This window comes from Streptomyces sp. WI03-4A, assembly GCF_033792105.1.
GTDB classification, from domain to species: domain Bacteria; phylum Actinomycetota; class Actinomycetes; order Streptomycetales; family Streptomycetaceae; genus Streptomyces; species Streptomyces collinus_A.
This window is the reverse complement of the sequence record NZ_JARAUO010000024.1, coordinates 87,529-102,645: the sequence shown is the minus strand read 5'-3', so window position 1 is coordinate 102,645 and position 15,117 is coordinate 87,529. Positions and strand designations below refer to the sequence as shown.

General features: G+C 70.7%; 12 protein-coding genes. 8 read left to right on the top strand and 4 right to left on the bottom strand.

What is annotated here, in order from left to right:
* Positions 1-35 precede the first annotated feature (35 nt).
* Positions 36-1,118 carry an NDP-sugar synthase gene (locus PV343_RS23630; protein ID WP_319148946.1) on the bottom strand — a complete coding sequence of 361 codons (1,083 nt, stop codon included), beginning with the start codon at positions 1,116-1,118 and terminating at the stop codon, positions 36-38.
* 476 nt (positions 1,119-1,594) lie between these two features.
* Here PV343_RS23630 and PV343_RS23625 point away from each other — a divergent pair, with 476 nt between their 5' ends.
* The 3 genes from PV343_RS23625 to PV343_RS23615 all read left to right on the top strand — a co-directional run bounded on the left by PV343_RS23625 (position 1,595) and on the right by PV343_RS23615 (position 5,698).
* Positions 1,595-2,350 carry a TIGR03089 family protein gene (locus PV343_RS23625; protein ID WP_319148945.1) on the top strand — a complete coding sequence of 252 codons (756 nt, stop codon included), beginning with the start codon at positions 1,595-1,597 and terminating at the stop codon, positions 2,348-2,350.
* Between the two features lie 197 nt (positions 2,351-2,547).
* Positions 2,548-3,702, top strand: a complete 1,155-nt coding sequence (locus tag PV343_RS23620; protein ID WP_319148965.1) for an LCP family protein — start codon at positions 2,548-2,550, stop codon at positions 3,700-3,702.
* Between the two features lie 229 nt (positions 3,703-3,931).
* Entirely contained in the window at positions 3,932-5,698 is a 1,767-nt protein-coding gene (locus tag PV343_RS23615) for an LCP family protein (RefSeq protein WP_319148944.1), read from the top strand.
* A gap of 75 nt (positions 5,699-5,773) precedes the next feature.
* On the opposite strand, the gene PV343_RS23610 is transcribed toward PV343_RS23615, so the two are convergent.
* A complete protein-coding gene (locus tag PV343_RS23610; protein ID WP_319148943.1) occupies positions 5,774-6,808 on the bottom strand; it encodes a glycosyltransferase family 2 protein in 1,035 nt (344 codons plus the stop codon).
* 251 nt (positions 6,809-7,059) lie between these two features.
* Between PV343_RS23610 and PV343_RS23605 the strand changes: the two genes are divergently transcribed.
* The gene (locus PV343_RS23605) at positions 7,060-8,433 is read left to right on the top strand and encodes an LCP family protein (RefSeq protein WP_319148942.1); all 1,374 of its coding nucleotides are present in this window, start codon (positions 7,060-7,062) and stop codon (positions 8,431-8,433) included.
* Positions 8,434-8,438: 5 nt separating this feature from the next.
* Here PV343_RS23605 and PV343_RS23600 read toward each other — a convergent pair whose 3' ends face one another.
* Positions 8,439-8,987 carry an acyl-CoA thioesterase gene (locus PV343_RS23600; protein WP_319148941.1) on the bottom strand — a complete coding sequence of 183 codons (549 nt, stop codon included), beginning with the start codon at positions 8,985-8,987 and terminating at the stop codon, positions 8,439-8,441.
* A gap of 119 nt (positions 8,988-9,106) precedes the next feature.
* Between PV343_RS23600 and PV343_RS23595 the strand changes: the two genes are divergently transcribed.
* Positions 9,107-10,423 carry an LCP family protein gene (locus PV343_RS23595; RefSeq protein WP_319148940.1) on the top strand — a complete coding sequence of 439 codons (1,317 nt, stop codon included), beginning with the start codon at positions 9,107-9,109 and terminating at the stop codon, positions 10,421-10,423.
* 686 nt (positions 10,424-11,109) lie between these two features.
* Positions 11,110-12,732, top strand: coding sequence for an LCP family protein (locus tag PV343_RS23590; protein WP_319148939.1), 1,623 nt, complete (start codon positions 11,110-11,112; stop codon positions 12,730-12,732).
* 63 nt (positions 12,733-12,795) lie between these two features.
* Here PV343_RS23590 and PV343_RS23585 read toward each other — a convergent pair whose 3' ends face one another.
* Positions 12,796-13,266, bottom strand: a complete 471-nt coding sequence (locus tag PV343_RS23585) for a DUF2690 domain-containing protein (protein ID WP_319148938.1) — start codon at positions 13,264-13,266, stop codon at positions 12,796-12,798.
* A gap of 342 nt (positions 13,267-13,608) precedes the next feature.
* Here PV343_RS23585 and PV343_RS23580 point away from each other — a divergent pair, with 342 nt between their 5' ends.
* Together PV343_RS23580 and PV343_RS23575 are read left to right on the top strand one after the other, a co-directional pair.
* Positions 13,609-14,055, top strand: a complete 447-nt coding sequence (locus tag PV343_RS23580) for a hypothetical protein (RefSeq protein ID WP_319148937.1) — start codon at positions 13,609-13,611, stop codon at positions 14,053-14,055.
* 93 nt (positions 14,056-14,148) lie between these two features.
* The gene (locus tag PV343_RS23575; RefSeq protein WP_319148936.1) at positions 14,149-15,105 is read left to right on the top strand and encodes a hypothetical protein; all 957 of its coding nucleotides are present in this window, start codon (positions 14,149-14,151) and stop codon (positions 15,103-15,105) included.
* Positions 15,106-15,117: the final 12 nt, after the last annotated feature.

Below are 15,117 nucleotides of genomic sequence, written 5' to 3'. Positions count from 1 at the left end.
GGCCCTGAGGCCGCACCCCCGGCCGGCCCGTGCGGCTACTGGTCGGAGGAGAAGCGGACCGCTCCCGCGGGGATGCGGGCGTCGCACCAGACCCGTACGCCCTCGCGCAGTTCGTTGTCGGGGCCGACCACCGCGCCGTCGCCGACGACCGTGCCGGTGAGCACGGAGCGCTCGCCGACCCGGGCCCGGCTGCCGATGAGGGAGTCGGTGATGACGGCGCCGGACTCGATGACGGCGCCGGGCAGGATGGTCGAGCCGAAGACCCGCGCGCCCTCGGCGACGGACGCGCCCTCACCGACCACCGTGCCGCCCGTCAGCTTCGCCTCCGGGGCGACCGTCGCGGTGGGCAGCACCAGGAAGTCGCCGCAGCGGCCGGGGACCGCGGGGGACGGCGCGCGGCCCAGGACCAGGTCCGCCGAGCCGCGGACGAAGGCCGCGGGGGTGCCCAGGTCCAGCCAGTAGGTGGAGTCGACCATGCCCTGGAGGTGGGCCCCGGCCGACAGCAGGCCGGGGAACGTCTCGCGCTCCACGGACACCGGGCGGCCCGCCGGGATGCTGTCGATGACCGAGCGGCGGAAGACGTACGCCCCCGCGTTGATCTGGTCGGTGACGATCTCCTCGGGCGTCTGCGGCTTCTCCAGGAAGGCGAGCACCCGGCCCGAACCGTCGGTGGGGACGAGGCCGTACGCGCGCGGGTCCGTCACCTTGGTCAGGTGCAGGGAGACGTCCGCGCCGGTCGACTCGTGCGTGTCCACCAGGGCCCTGATGTCCAGGCCGGTCAGGATGTCGCCGTTGAAGATCAGCACCGGGTCGTCGGGGCCCGAGTGCAGTCGCGAGGCCACGTTGCGGAGGGCACCGCCCGTGCCGAGCGGCTCCTCCTCGGTGACGTACTCGATGTGCAGACCGAGGGAGGCGCCGTCGCCGAAGTAGGGCTCGAAGACCTCGGCGAGATAACTCGTCGCGAGGACGATGTGCTCCACGCCCGCCGCTCTGGCTCGCGCCAGCTGATGCGTGAGGAACGGCACCCCGGCCGCCGGCACCATCGGCTTCGGCGTGTGCACCGTGAGCGGGCGCAGCCGGGTGCCTTTGCCGCCGACCAGGAGGATCGCTTCTGTCACCTGTCGTCTCTGCTTCCTGCCGGGACCGGCCGAACTACTCGTTTCGGCCGGTCAGTGTATGCAGACCGTGCGACGGTGCCTTCGATGGCCGCGCGGTGTCCCGCGAGATCGGCGTCCGGATTCCCCCGTCCGACCCCCCGTCGGCCCCCCCGGGCCTCCCCCACCCGCCCCCGACGGCGGCGAACGCGCCGGCGCGGAGCCGCCGGCCCGGACACTCGGTGGCGTATCCGTCCCGGTGGCCGGAGATCACGTTCAGTCGTACGTTCTTCCCCTTTGGGCACAGATTGCCACCGCCCGGCGCCAGGTATGTCCCGCCTCGGGAACCCGTGCTCCTGGCGTGGTAGCGGTGGCTACTGCGGATGACCGAGGAGGCCCGAAGCCGGGGGACATGGACGGCGGCCCGCCCCGGCCCGGGCCGCCGGACCGGTGGCACCGTCGCCCCGTGCGGCCGTCCGCCCCGGCGTAACCTTGCGCGCGTGAACGCCACCGATCGCACCCCTGCCGACCTGCTGCGTTCCGCGCTCGCCGCGGACCCCGGCCGTCCCCTGGTGACCTTCTACGACGACGCCACGGGCGAACGCGTGGAACTGTCCGTCGCCACCTTCGCCAACTGGGTGGCCAAGACCGCGAACCTGCTCCAGGGCGACCTGTCCGCCGGTCCCGGCGACCGGGTCGCGCTGCTGCTGCCCGCGCACTGGCAGACGGCCGTGTGGCTGCTCGCCTGTGCGTCGGTGGGGGCGGTGGCGGACGTGGCCGGTGACCCGGCCGCCGCCGACGTCGTCGTCAGCGGCCCGGACGCGCTGGAGGCGGCACGGGCCTGCCGCGGGGAGCGGGTCGCCCTCGCGTTGCGCCCGCTGGGCGGCCGCTTCCCGCAGCCGCCGGCCGGCTTCGCCGACTACGCCGTGGAGGTGCCCGGTCAGGGTGACAGGTTCGCGCCGTTCGCGCCGGTGGACCCGGAGGCGCCGGCGCTGATCGTCGCGGGGGCCGAGCTGAGCGCGGCCGAGGTCGTCGAGCGCGCCCTGGCCGACGCGCCCGCGCTGGATCTGACCGGTCCGGGATCGCGGCTGCTGTCGGGGCTGTCGTACGACACGTGGGAGGGGCTGAGCGCGGGACTGTACGCGCCGCTGGCCGTCGGCGGGTCCGTGGTGCTGTGCCGGAACCTGGACCGGGCGGACGGCGAGGTGCTCGCCAAGCGGATCGAGAACGAGCGGGTGACCGCCGCGCGGCACTGAGGCGGCGGGGGTCCCCCACTCGGAGTAGCTGAGGGGGCCTTACCCCACCGTCCCCGCCATGGTCGTAGGAGCAGGACGTGACGCTCGTACGCCGTGAGGGGGCCCGCACCGTGTCCGACAGCGTTCGCCGGTCCCCCGGTCCGGATCCCGGTCCCGGCTCCGGTCAAGGGCACGGCTCGTCGGCGACCGGGGAGGGGCTGGCGCGCCGGCGCCGGCGGCGCTGGACGCACGGGACCGCGCTGGGCGTGGTCGTGTTCGTCGCGGCGGCGGCCGGGACCGGCTGGGCGGTGTACGCGAAGCTCAGCGCCAACATCACCCCGGACGAGAGGGCCGCCGCCGAACTCGCGCGCTACGAGCGGGAGCGGCCCACCGCGCTGGTGCGGGGCGCGCAGAACATCCTGCTGATCGGCTCGGACACCCGGGCCGGGGACGGCAACCGGGAGTACGGGCGGGACCTGGGCAGCGAGCGGTCCGACACCACGATCCTGCTGCATCTGGCCGCCGACCGGCGCAGTGCCACGGCCGTCTCGCTGCCCAGGGACCTGATGGTGGACATCCCCGGCTGCCGGCGGCAGGACGGCAGCCGGGGCGCACCGGTGTTCGCGATGTTCAACCACGCCTTCCAGCTGGGCGGTTCGGCCTGCACCATCCGGACCGTCGAGAAGCTGACCGGCATCCGGGTCGACCATCACATGGTGGTCGACTTCCGGGGGTTCAAGGACATGGTCGACGCGGTCGACGGGGTGCGGGTGTGCCTGAAGGAGCCCATCGACGACAAGGCCGCCCGGCTGAAGCTGCCGGCGGGCCCGGTGACCCTGGACGGGGAGCAGGCCCTCGGGTTCGTCCGGGCCCGCAAGTCGCTCGGCGACGGCAGTGACACCGAACGCATGGAGCGGCAGCAGCGGTTCCTCGGCGCGCTGGTCAACAAGGTGCAGAGCAACGACGTGCTGCTGAACCCGGTGAAGCTCTACCCGGTGCTGGACGCGGCGACCTCCTCGCTCACCACCGATCCGGAACTGGCGAGTCTGCGCGGCTTGTACCAGTTGGTCCGCGGGCTGCGCGACATCCCCACGGAACATGTGCAGTTCCTGACGGTGCCGCGTGAGTCGTACGTCTACGACTCCGACCGCGACCAGCTTGTGGAACCCGAGGCGGAGCGGCTGTTCGCGCGGCTGCGGTCGGACCAGCCGGTGGTGGTGGCCCGGGACACCGCACCGCGGAGCGCGGACGACGGGCCCTCCGGCAGCCCCTCGGCCACCCCCTCGCAGGGAGGTCCGCGGGAGCCCGCGCGGAGCCCCTCGCCCACCCCCACCTTCCGCGGGAACACGGCCGCCGAGCACGCCTGCGAGTAATGCGCTGACCAAAACAGCGAACTTGTGTTCAGGAAAATGGCATGGATTGCCCGGTTGTAGGGATGTGCAATTTGTCATCGGCGTCGCTTCCCGTTGAACTGGGCCGATAGTGTGAGCGATCCGGTGCACCCGGCCACGAGGTCCGTCCTGGGGTCGCGCACTGATTCACCGAGACCCGAGCGCCTTGGGGGAAGGCGCCGCGTGGCCCCGACGGAGGATTCGGACAACCGTGGACGCGCAGAGCCGTGGGCGGGCGGAGAACATCGACCCCGCAGACCAGTGGGTACTCAATCCGAACACCGGCGAATACGAACTGCGACTGAGCACTTCCGCAGCGCAGTCGCCGGTGCCCGGGCCCCGTAGACCCGATCACCGTGGATCCGACGCCCGTGGTGCCAGAGGCCCGGCCCGCGGGCGCGGCGACGCGGCGGCGAACGGGACGCGGGAGATGCCTCAGGCGCGCGGCGCGGACGTGCCGGCGCCACGCCGCCGCCGCAGCACCGAGCCGGAGCAGCCGCAGGGGCGGCGCAACCGGCGGCCGGTGAAGAAGAAGGGCAAGGCCAAGAAGATCCTGGCCTGGACCGCCGGCGGCACCGCGTTCGTGGTGATCGCCGTCGGCGCCGCCGGTTACCTGTACCTCAAGCACCTCGAGGGAAACGTCACGACGACGGACGTCGGCAACGCGGCCAAGGACGGCTTCAGCAAGGACGACGCCTTCAACATCCTGATCATCGGCACCGACAAGCGCACCGGTAAGGGCAACGTCGGCTACGGCGACCCGAACAGCCTCGGTCACGCCGACACCAACATCCTGCTGCACGTCTCCAAGGACCGTACGAACGCGACCGCGTTGAGCATCCCGCGCGACCTGATCGTGAACGTGCCGGACTGCCCGACCAAGCAGGCGGACGGCAGCGAGAAGGTCATCCCCGGCACGCAGAACGACCGTTTCAACATCAGCCTGGGGCAGCGGGGCCGCGACGCGGGCTGCACCATGCGGACGGTCGGCGAGCTGACCGGGATCATGCCGGACCACTTCATGATGGTGGACTTCAACGCGGTGAAGACGCTGACCACGGCGGTCGGCGGCGTCAACGTGTGCCTCGCCCACGCGGTCAACGACAAGGACTCGCACCTCAAGCTGCCCGCCGGCCCCTCCAAGGTCGAGGGCGAGCAGGCCCTGGCCTTCGTCCGCACCCGGCACAGCTGGGGCAACGAGGGCGACCTGGACCGCATCAAGGTGCAGCAGCAGTTCATGGGCTCGCTGATGCGCAAGATGTCCTCCAGCGACACCCTCACCAGCCCGTCCAAGCTGCTGGACCTGGCGGAGGCGGCCACCAAGGCCCTCACCGTCGACAAGGGGATCGGCTCCGTGAGCACGCTCAAGGACGTCGCGCTCGAGCTGAAGAAGGTGCCGCCGAAGAACATCTCCTTCGTGACGGTCCCCGTACTCGACAACCCCGCCGACGGCCGCTACCACAAGACGGTGATCGTCAATCAGACCGCGGCCCCGCCGGTCTTCGACGCGATCAAGAACGACGTCTCCTTCACCGAGGTGAAGAAGGAGAAGAAGGCCGCGAAGGACGCGGCCGCCGCGCGTCTGAAGGGCAGTAGGTCCGCGCCCTCCGAGGTCCGGGTGCGCGTCCTCAACGGGGGTGCCCAGGCCGGCAGCGCGCAGGACACCCTGCAGTGGCTGCAGACCAAGGAAGGCGTGCTCAAGTCCGAGAACGGCGGCAACGCGCCGGCGAGCCTGAGCAAGACCACGCTCGAGTACGCGCCCGACCAGGCCTCCCAGGCACGGGAGTTGGCCCACCTCATGGGTCTGCCCGGCACCGCGCTCAAGCCCGGCAAGAGTGTGACCAACGCCCAGGGCCTGCCGACGATGACACTGACCCTGGGCAAGGACTTCAAGGGTGCGGGCGTCTCGCTCACCGCTCCCGCCAAGGCACCCTCGGTCGACAAGTCCACGGCGGACAAGCAGCAGTGCGCCAGCTGAGTCCGGCATGAACGGCGACGGCCTCCGGGACCTGAACGGGTCCTGGAGGCCGCTGTCTTGTCGCGCAGGGGAACCCTAGACCGAGTGCTCCGTCCGCACGGACGGCCGCCTCGACGCGATGACCTTCTTCGCCAGCGCCTTCGGGCTCGTGAGGAACCCCCAGCCCCACGACATGTGCATGGTGGCGAGGGCCACCGGGATCTGCAGGCGCGCCTTCGCCGGCAGGCCCTTGCCCGCCGGGAGGGAACCCGCGACGATCGCCGCCAGGTAGCCGCCCGGGATCACCAGACCCCACGGGGTCAGGGCCGCGCCCACCACGAGGCCCGCCGCGATCGCGCACACCGCGGTCGGCGGGGCGAGGTAGCGCACGTTGATGGAGCCGGAGTGGTAGCGGGCGACGACGTGCCGCCAGCGGCCGTAGTCCTTGTACTGCTTGGCCAGCGCCCGCACGGAGGGACGCGGCCGGTACGACACCCGCAGCTCGGGCGAGAACCAGATCAGCCCGCCCGCCTCCCGGATGCGGAAGTTCAGCTCCCAGTCCTGGGCGCGGATGAACTCCTCGTTGTAGCCGCCCTGTCGCTCCAGGGCCTCGCGCCGGAAGACGCCGAGGTAGACCGTCTCCGCCGGACCCGCCTGGCCACCGGTGTGGAAGGCCGCGTTGCCCACGCCGATCTTCGAGGTCATCGCGGCGGCGACCGCGTGCTCCCAGTCGTTCTCGCCCTCGGCGTGCATGATGCCGCCGACGTTCTGCGCGCCGGTCTGCTCCAGGAGCCGGACGGCGGTGGCGATGTAGTTCGGCGAGAGCATGCCGTGGCCGTCGACACGGACCACGATCGGGTGCCGGGACGCCTTGATCGCCGCGTTCAGGGCGGCGGGCGTGCGGCCGGTCGGATTCGGGACGGTGTGCACACGCGGGTCTTCGGCCACGAGCTCGGCGGCGATCTCGTCCGTGCGGTCCGTGGACGGACCGAGGGCGATCACGACCTCCATCTCGCCGGCGTACTCCTGCGCGAGGATCGCTTGGACGGCCCCGCGCAGATGCCGCTCCTCGTTGAGGACGGGCATGATCACAGAAACGGCGGGGAGCGGCACGTCGGGCTTGGCGTTCATAGGACGCTCACGTTACCGCGAACGGGGGACACCGGTGCGCGCCGCCGGGGCCGGGACGCGGGATGGAGATCGTATCGGCCTACCGTGCTCACGGATCCCACGTACGGCCTCGTCCGGAGGTGTCCTCCTTGCCCAGCCCGTCTCGGTCCCCTGAGCGTCCCCAGCGGCGTCCGCAGCCACCCCGCAGGGTGCCGCGCCCGCCCGAGCGGCCCGCGCGGTCCGTCCGGCCGCCGCGGCGGCCGCGCTGGGCCATGCGGGCGGTGTCCACGCTGTCCGTCGTGGTGCTCGCCTCCGCCGGCATCGGGCACGCGGTCGTGACCAGTCTCGACTCGGGCATCGCCCGCGTCGACGCGTTCAAGGACATGAAGAACCGGCCCAGCGCCGGCCACGGCATGAACATCCTGCTGGTCGGCACCGACGGCCGGGACCGGATCAGCGAGCAGCAGCGGCGCGCCTACCACCTGGGCGGGCAGCCCTGTCACTGCACGGACACGATGATGATCGTGCACATCTCGGAGGACCGGGAGCGGGCCACGGTGGTGAGCCTGCCGCGCGACTCGTACGCGGAGGCTCCCGCGCACGTGGACGCGACCACCCGCAGGCCGCACGGCCCGCACCCGATCAAACTGAACGCCGCCTACGCCGAGGGCGGGCCGCAGCTGACCGTGCGCACGGTCGAGAACATGACCCGCGTGAAGATCGACCACTACCTGGAGGTCGACTTCACCAGCTTCATGAAGACCGTGGACGTCCTCGGCGGGGTCCAGCTCTGCACCACGACACCGCTGAAGGACTCGTACACGGGGCTCGACCTCTCCCCCGGCACCCACACCCTCCTGGGCGGGCAGGCGCTGCAGTACGTGCGCGCCCGGCACCTCGACAGCGCGAGCGACCTGGGGCGGATGAAGCGGCAGCAGCGGTTCCTGGCCGCGCTGATCGAGAAGGCCACCTCCTCCGGGGTGCTGCTGAACCCGATGAAGTTCCGGGACGTGACCCGGGCGGTGCTCGGCTCGGTCCGCGCCGACGAGGGCTTCGGCACCGACGAACTGCTCGACCTGGGCCGGGCGATGCGGTCCTTCTCCCCCTCCTCCTCCGAGTTCACCACGGTGCCCATCGCGCAGCTGAACTTCGCGGTCAAGGGCATCGGCTCGACGCTGAAGTGGGACGCGGCCAGGTCGGCCGGCCTCTTCCAGGCGCTGCGCGACGACAGGCCGCTGACCGCGGAGCGCCCGCACCGCGGCCCGGTCCCCGCACCCGTGGAGGTGGACCCGCGGCAGATCCGGGTGCAGGTGGCGAACGGCACCGGCACCATGGGGCTGGCCAAGCGCGTCGACGCCGCGCTCGCGGCGGCCGGTTTCGCCGCCACGCACCAGCCGGTGACCGCGCCCGCCCACGTGGCCCGCACGGTCATCTCCTACGACCCCCGATGGGACCGCTCGGCCCGCTCCCTGGCCGCGGCCCTGCCCGGCAGCGAGCTGCGTCCGGTGCCCGGCCAGGGACCGCTGCTCAAGGTGACCGCGGGCGCCGACTTCAAGGGCGTGCACAAGGTGCGGTTCGAGGACCCGTCACGGCCGGAGGCGAACGTGCTGCGCGGCAACGAGGTGGTGTGCTCGGGGCACGCGTGAGGGCGTCAGTCCTCGAAGCCCTCCGCCGCCCGCTTCTCGCGCAGCTCGCGGATCGCGCGGCGGCGGGCGAGACGGTGGGTGCGGCGGATCTGGGCCTCCTGGTTGCGGCGGCGGTCGCGCTCGGTCTCCGGTATCACCTGGGGCACCCGGCGCGGCTTGCCGTCGGCGTCGACGGCCGCGAAGACCAGGTAGGCCGAGCCGACCTGGGTGGCGGGCGCGGACTCGTTCCAGCGCTCGGCGAGCACCCGGACGCCGACCTCCATGGAGGTTCGGCCGGTCCAGTTGACCTGGGCCTTCACATGCACCAGGTCGCCCACGCGCACCGGCTCCAGGAAGGCCATCTCGTCCATGGAGGCGGTGACGGCGGGACCGCCGGAGTGCCGGCCGGCCACCGCGCCCGCCGCGTCGTCGACCAGCTTCATGATCACCCCGCCGTGCACCGTACCCAGCAGGTTGGTGTCGTTGTGGGTCATGATGTGGCTGAGCGTCGTGCGGGAAGCGGACGTCGGCTTGCCCGGGATGTCCTGATCCGCGTCAGGGGCCTGGTCTGTCATGGCCCCCACCTTATGCCGAAGCGACATTCGCGGAATTTGTGTCAGCTTCGCAACAGCGGCGCTCTGATTTTCCGACATCCCTTGTAAGGCATACGGCGGTGCCCTGCACACTGGGGCGCATGAATGACTGGCCCGAGGGATGGTCCGACAACAACCGCGGCCCGCGTTACGGACGCGGCAGCGCCGGGGCGCAGCCGGAAGGCGCCCGCGTGATGCGTCAGGTGCAGCGCGGCGGCCCCGCCGTGCCGCCCGGGCAGCGCGGGTACGGCACCCCGGGCCCGGCCGCACCCGCCTACGGCGGCGGCGTCCCGTCGCAGCCGTCGTACGTCGACGGCCAGGGATACGACGACGGCTACGGCGACTACGACAGCGGCTACAACACGGGCCACGTCTACGGCGGCGGCCCGGGCGGCCCCGACGGCCCGGAGGGCACCCGCACCCGGGGCCCGCGGCCCGCGCCGAACTGGCGGCGCCGCATCAAGTGGACGGCGATCACGCTGGCGAGCGTGCTCATCGTCACATCGGTGGCGACCTACTTCTGGGCCGACTCCAAGCTGCACCGGGACGTCGACCTGTCCAAGGTCATCGACCGGCCCGAGACCGGCTCGGGCACCAACTACCTGATCGTCGGCTCCGACAGCCGCAAGGGCATGTCGAGCGACGACAAGAAGAAGCTGCACACGGGTTCCGCGCAGGGCCAGCGCACCGACTCGATGATGATTCTGCACGTCGGCGACAACGGGGACACCCTGCTCTCGCTGCCGCGCGACTCGGACGTGGAGATCCCGTCGTACAAGGGGTCGACGTCCGGAAAGGTCTACCCGGGCACCGGCCGGCGCACCAAGCTGAACGCGGCCTACGCCGAGGACGGCCCGACCCTTCTGGTGCGCACCATCGAGTACAACACCGGTCTGCACATCGACCACTACGTGGAGATCGGCTTCGGCGGCTTCGCGAAGATCGTCGACGCGGTCGGCGGGGTCGAGATCACCATCGACAAGGGCTTCAAGGACAAGGACTCGGGCGCGGACTTCAAGTCCGGCAAGCAGACACTGAACGGCGAGGAGGCGCTGGCCTTCGTCCGCACCCGGCACGCCTTCGCGTCGCAGGACCTGCAGCGCACCAAGAACCAGCAGAAGTTCCTGGCGGCGCTGGCCCACCAGGTGGCCACCCCGTCCACGGTGCTCAACCCGTTCACGTTCTACCCGACCATGGGCGCGGGCCTGGACTCGCTCACCGTGGACAAGGACATGAGCCTGTGGGACCTGGCGTCCATGTTCTGGGCCATGAAGGGCGTCAGCGGCGGTGACGGCACCTCGCTGAACATGCCGATCTCGGGCTCCAACGGCGGCAACCTCGTCTGGGACAAGGCGAAGATGAAGACGCTGGTGAACGAGTTGAAGAACGACGAGAAGGTCACCGTCTCCGGCAACTAGAAGCGTGCGGCCCCGTCTCGCGGGCGGGGCACCGCACTCGGTTCAAGTTCCCCAAGAGGGAATGTTTCTGACAACCCATTATCCGCAATGGGTAAAACACGGTTCAAGACGCCATCCCCATTCCCCAGATATCGGGCCAATCGACCGGTTGTACGGGAGTGGGGATTGTCACCGCTATGACCAGGCGCCGCACCGTGCCGATAATGTGTGCGATCCGGTGCTGAACGGCCGCGACGCCGTGCACCGTTCGATCGACTGAACCGAGGGTCTTGGCTGGGGGGCGACTCGTCATGCGGCCCCGACGGAGGACGAAGCGACCGTGGACACGCAGGGCCGTGTGTGGGGGGACCACATCGATCCGTCGGACCAGTGGAGTCCGGGTCGACATCTCCGATTCGGGCGTTCCGCCCACCGGCCGGCGAAGGCGCCGTCCGCCGCCGGGCATTCCCCGGCCGACGAAGTTTGATTGCTTCTCGTGACGTCAGGGCTTTGTTCTGCGTCTAACTGAGCGCAGGAGCGAGGCAGCGCCACGGGAACTCCCGGGGCCGACCCCGCGCTTCGGCCTGGTGCCCGGCAAGACGTGCACACGGTCGAGAGAGAACCGACAGGGCGCCGCAGGCCTCCCCGGAGGGGGACGGGCGCGCAACGAAGCCGCGGTATGGGTGCCGAGGGCGGGAGGGCTGGAGATGACGCGCAGCAGCGTGGACGACGAAGGGGTGGTACCGCGCGCTCGGCGCGCCCGCCGACCCGAGGCGGAGAGCGAGGCGGAGGTCGCGGGCGGCCGCCGGCGCACCAGCGGTCATCGGCGCCGCACCGACCAGGCGCCGCCGCGGCCCAAGCGACGCATACTGCGCTGGTCGGCGTTGACGCTGTCGGTCGTCATACTCGGCACCGCCGGTGCGGGCTACCTCTATTACGAGCACCTCAACGCCAACATCAAGAAGGACAAGCTGAACCTGGGCGACTCCGACGTGCCGCAGGCGACCCCGAACGCGGCGGGCCAGACGCCGCTGAACGTCCTGCTGATCGGCTCGGACAGCCGGAACACCGCCAAGGACCTCAAGCTCGGCGGTTCCAAGGCGGACGTGGGCCGCCCGCCGCTGGCGGACGTGCAGATGCTGGTGCACGTGTCGGCCGACCGCAGCAACATGTCCGTGGTCAGCCTCCCCCGCGACACGATGATCCCGATCCCCAAGTGCACCGACCCGCACACCGGGCATGTGTACCCGGCGAGCACGTTGGTCATGGCGAACGACTCGCTGGGCCGTGGCGGCCCCGGTTGCACGGTCGCCACCTGGCAGCACCTCACCAAGATCCACATCGACCACTTCATGATGGTCGACTTCTCCGGCGTGGTGGACATGGCGGACGCCATCGGCGGCGTCCCGGTCTGTGTGCAGCAGAACGTCTGGTCGCACACCTCCGACGGCCACGGCTCGGGCCTGAAGCTGAAGAAGGGCACCACCTACGTCGAGGGCCAGCAGGCCCTGCAGTGGTTGCGCACGCGCTACGGCTTCGAGGACGGCACCGACCTCGGCCGCACCCACGCCCAGCACATGTACATGAACGCGATGGTGCGCCAGCTCCGCGAGAACGCCACGCTGAGCAACCCCGGCAAGATGCGCAGCCTGGCGGAGACGGCGACGAAGGCGCTCCAGGTCGACGAGAGCCTGGGGACGATCAAGAAGCTGTACGACCTGTCGGAGGAGTTCAAGAAGGTCCCCACCAAGCGGATCACGATGACGACGCTGCCCACCGTGCAGTGGTCGCAGAACCACAACCGCCTGGTGCCCGACCCGCAGGACGCCGAGCAGCTCCTGTCCATGGTGCGCGACGACGCTCCGCTGGACGGGCGCGGCGCGAAGCACAGGACCGAGCAGAAGTCGAAGGATCCCGCCGCCCCGGACGACCGGATCGCGGTGCAGGTCCGCAACGGCACCGGAGCCGACGGACAGGCCCCGGTCCCGCAGCGCGCCGGCGTGATCGCCCAGGTCCTGCAGGGCAAGGGGTTCACCGAGGCCGCCAAGGACGCCACGGCCGCGGTGGAGGCCAAGACCACCCTGCTCTACCCCAGCGCCGATCTCGAAGGCGACGCCCAGGCGGTGGCCAAGGCACTCGGTGTGCCGCTGAAGCAGGTGCGCAAGTCGACCGACGTCTCGGGCGTCACCCTGGTCGTCGGTGCCGACTGGCGCTCCGGCGACGCCTACAAGGCGGCGGCCGAGCCGACGGCGGCGCCCACCTCGGCGGCGGTGCTGCACGGTGACAAGAAGGACGCCTGCATGGCCATCCAGAAGGGCTTCACCTGGTGAACGGCGGCGGGGCCGCGACTCCTTGAGGAGTCGCGGCCCCGGACGCGGGATGCGAAGGGCTGATCAGTACGCGGTGGTACGGATCTGCATCTCACCGGAGACGATGTCGATGTAACCCTTGGCGTAGGACGTCATGCCCTTGTCGTACACCTGCGGGGTGTAGCACTGGGTCTGGCCCTGGGTGATGGTGCAGCTGTACGTGCGGCCGTCGTTGTTGCGGGTGACGGTCGCCGCCGCGCAGGCGTAACCGGCCGAGGCGTTGCCGCACGCGCCCTGGGTGTAGTCGAGGGTCAGCCGGGCCCAGGCGGTGTGACAGGTCAGGCTGTAGCGCAGCTCGATGGTGCCGTGGGTGCCGGCGCTGTTCTTCATGGGCGCGGAGGCGACCGTGGTGCCGTCGTTGGCGCAGCCGGTGGACGCCGGGCTGGTGCCGTCGTTCGTGTAGGCCTGCGCCCCGCCGGTCGCGGCGACGAGCGACAGGGCGACGCCGCCGGCCAGCACGCCGACACGGGCCAGAGCCCTCTTCTTCACATTCATGTCTACTCCTGGGCATGCCGGTACGGCCGACGGCACACACAGGGTCGCGTCGGCGGACCGGAGTCGGGAATCGGTGGTGCGAGAGCCGCGGTGGTCAGCTTCCGTGGTCGCGCAGCATGCGCCCAGTCATCGCCTGTCCCCCGTCACTCTCCCCGTTCGATCATTTGATCGACCGAGAGATCATGGCGCATCGCGATTGTCATGGCAAGAGCAAACTATGGCCACACGGCGGTCAACGCTCCTTCATGAAAAGAAGTTTGACGGCGCATCGACAAACATGATCGACTGACGCGTCAACTCGGGTTGCCCTCACTTCACATGACATGACATCAAGGAGCCCTCGTGCGCATCCAGACCAAGCTCTTCACCGCCGCCGTAGCCGGTGCCGCGGTGCTCGGTCTCGCCGTGCCCGCTCAGGCAAGCAGCCACCACTCCAGCGGCAACTCGACCGGTCGCTGTGGCAACTCGGTGCTCGGTGGCGGCAACTACCAGCCGCTGTGCCTGTTCTACGTCCACGACGGCTCGGGCGCGATCTGGGGCAGGGACGGCAGCGTCTCCAACCTGGCCGGCTACACCTTCAAGAGCGGCAGCGGCACCGGCTCCGGCCAGGCCGTGAAGAACAACGCGACCGCCATGGAGTCGGAGTACTACGAGAACCGCGGTGGCACCGTTTGGTACAACAGCGGCTACAACGGCAACTACGACTGGTCCTACGACGGCGAGGGCGGCCAGCTGTCCTACACCTGGAACAACAACGCCTCCACCGAGGTCGGCATCGGCGTCGGCTGACCTGAGCGGCCCCCGAAGGTTGCCTGATTCCCACTCCCTCGCTGCCGTTCCGTCCACGGAACGGCAGCGAGGGCCGTTCTACGTGAGACAGACATGACGATCAACGCTGCCCGGCGAGGCGCCGGACTTCTCTGCGCCGCCGCCGTCGCCGGCCTCCTCGCGGGCTGCTCGCACTCCTCGCAGGAGGAGGCGAAGACACCGAAGCCGACCGTCTCCAAGGTGCCCGGCGTCGGGTCGATCCCGCGCATGACCGACACCGCGGACCTCGTCCTGCCCGTGGACGCCTACATGCCGGCCGGGCGCGACCTGCTGCAGACGACCGACGCCATGATCACGCTGGAACAGCGCTGCGTCAGCCGCTACGGGCTGAGGTACACGCCCACCGAGGCGCGACTGCCCAACTTCAGCAAGAACTCACGTCGCTACGGCGTGCCCGAATCCTCCCAGGTGGCACGGGAGTTCGGCTTCCACATGACGCAGAACGACCCGCGCGGCCTGCCCAAGCACCTGGGCACCCCTCCCTCACAGGAGGTGCGCACGGTCCTGACGGCGACCTCCCCCCAGGGGCCCGTCACGACCTATCACGGCCGGCGCCTGCCCAAGGGCGGCTGTGTCGCCGAATCGGACCGCGCCCTGACCGGCGGCGACGAGGAGCAGCGCGCCGGGCACTCCCCGGTGGCCGAGCAGATCCGGGCGCACTCCTTCGAGTACTCGCAGCTTGACCCCCGCGTCATCGCGGCCCAGACCGCCTGGAAGAAGTGCATGAGCGCCCAGGGCTACACCAACTACAAGAAGACGTTCGACGCCGCGGGCGACGATCGCTGGGACGTGCCGACGGCCACCTCCCAGGAGATCACCGTCGCCGTGGCCGACTGGCAGTGCGCCAAGCGGGTCAACCTCGTCGGCGTCTGGTTCGCGGTGGAGAGCGCCTACCAGAACGCACAGATCGAGAAGCACGCGGAAGAGCTCCAGCAGGCCCGGGACGGACTGCGCCGGCAGGCCAAGCGGGTCGCGACCGTGCTGGCCGGCGGCAAGCCGTCCGGCTCCTGACCAGGCCCGGCG

Bases quoted from the DNA above. Each gene is read 5' to 3' on its own strand.
- PV343_RS23610 (WP_319148943.1), bottom strand. From the start codon at position 6,808: ATGAACGCCAAGCCCGACGTGCCGCTCCCCGCCGTTTCTGTGATCATG.
- PV343_RS23595 (WP_319148940.1), top strand. From the start codon at position 9,107: ATGAATGACTGGCCCGAGGGATGGTCCGACAACAACCGCGGCCCGCGT.
- PV343_RS23600 (WP_319148941.1), bottom strand. From the start codon at position 8,987: ATGACAGACCAGGCCCCTGACGCGGATCAGGACATCCCGGGCAAGCCG.
- PV343_RS23590 (WP_319148939.1), top strand. From the start codon at position 11,110: ATGACGCGCAGCAGCGTGGACGACGAAGGGGTGGTACCGCGCGCTCGG.
- PV343_RS23575 (WP_319148936.1), top strand. From the start codon at position 14,149: ATGACGATCAACGCTGCCCGGCGAGGCGCCGGACTTCTCTGCGCCGCC.
- PV343_RS23585 (WP_319148938.1), bottom strand. From the start codon at position 13,266: ATGAATGTGAAGAAGAGGGCTCTGGCCCGTGTCGGCGTGCTGGCCGGC.
- PV343_RS23605 (WP_319148942.1), top strand. From the start codon at position 7,060: ATGCGGGCGGTGTCCACGCTGTCCGTCGTGGTGCTCGCCTCCGCCGGC.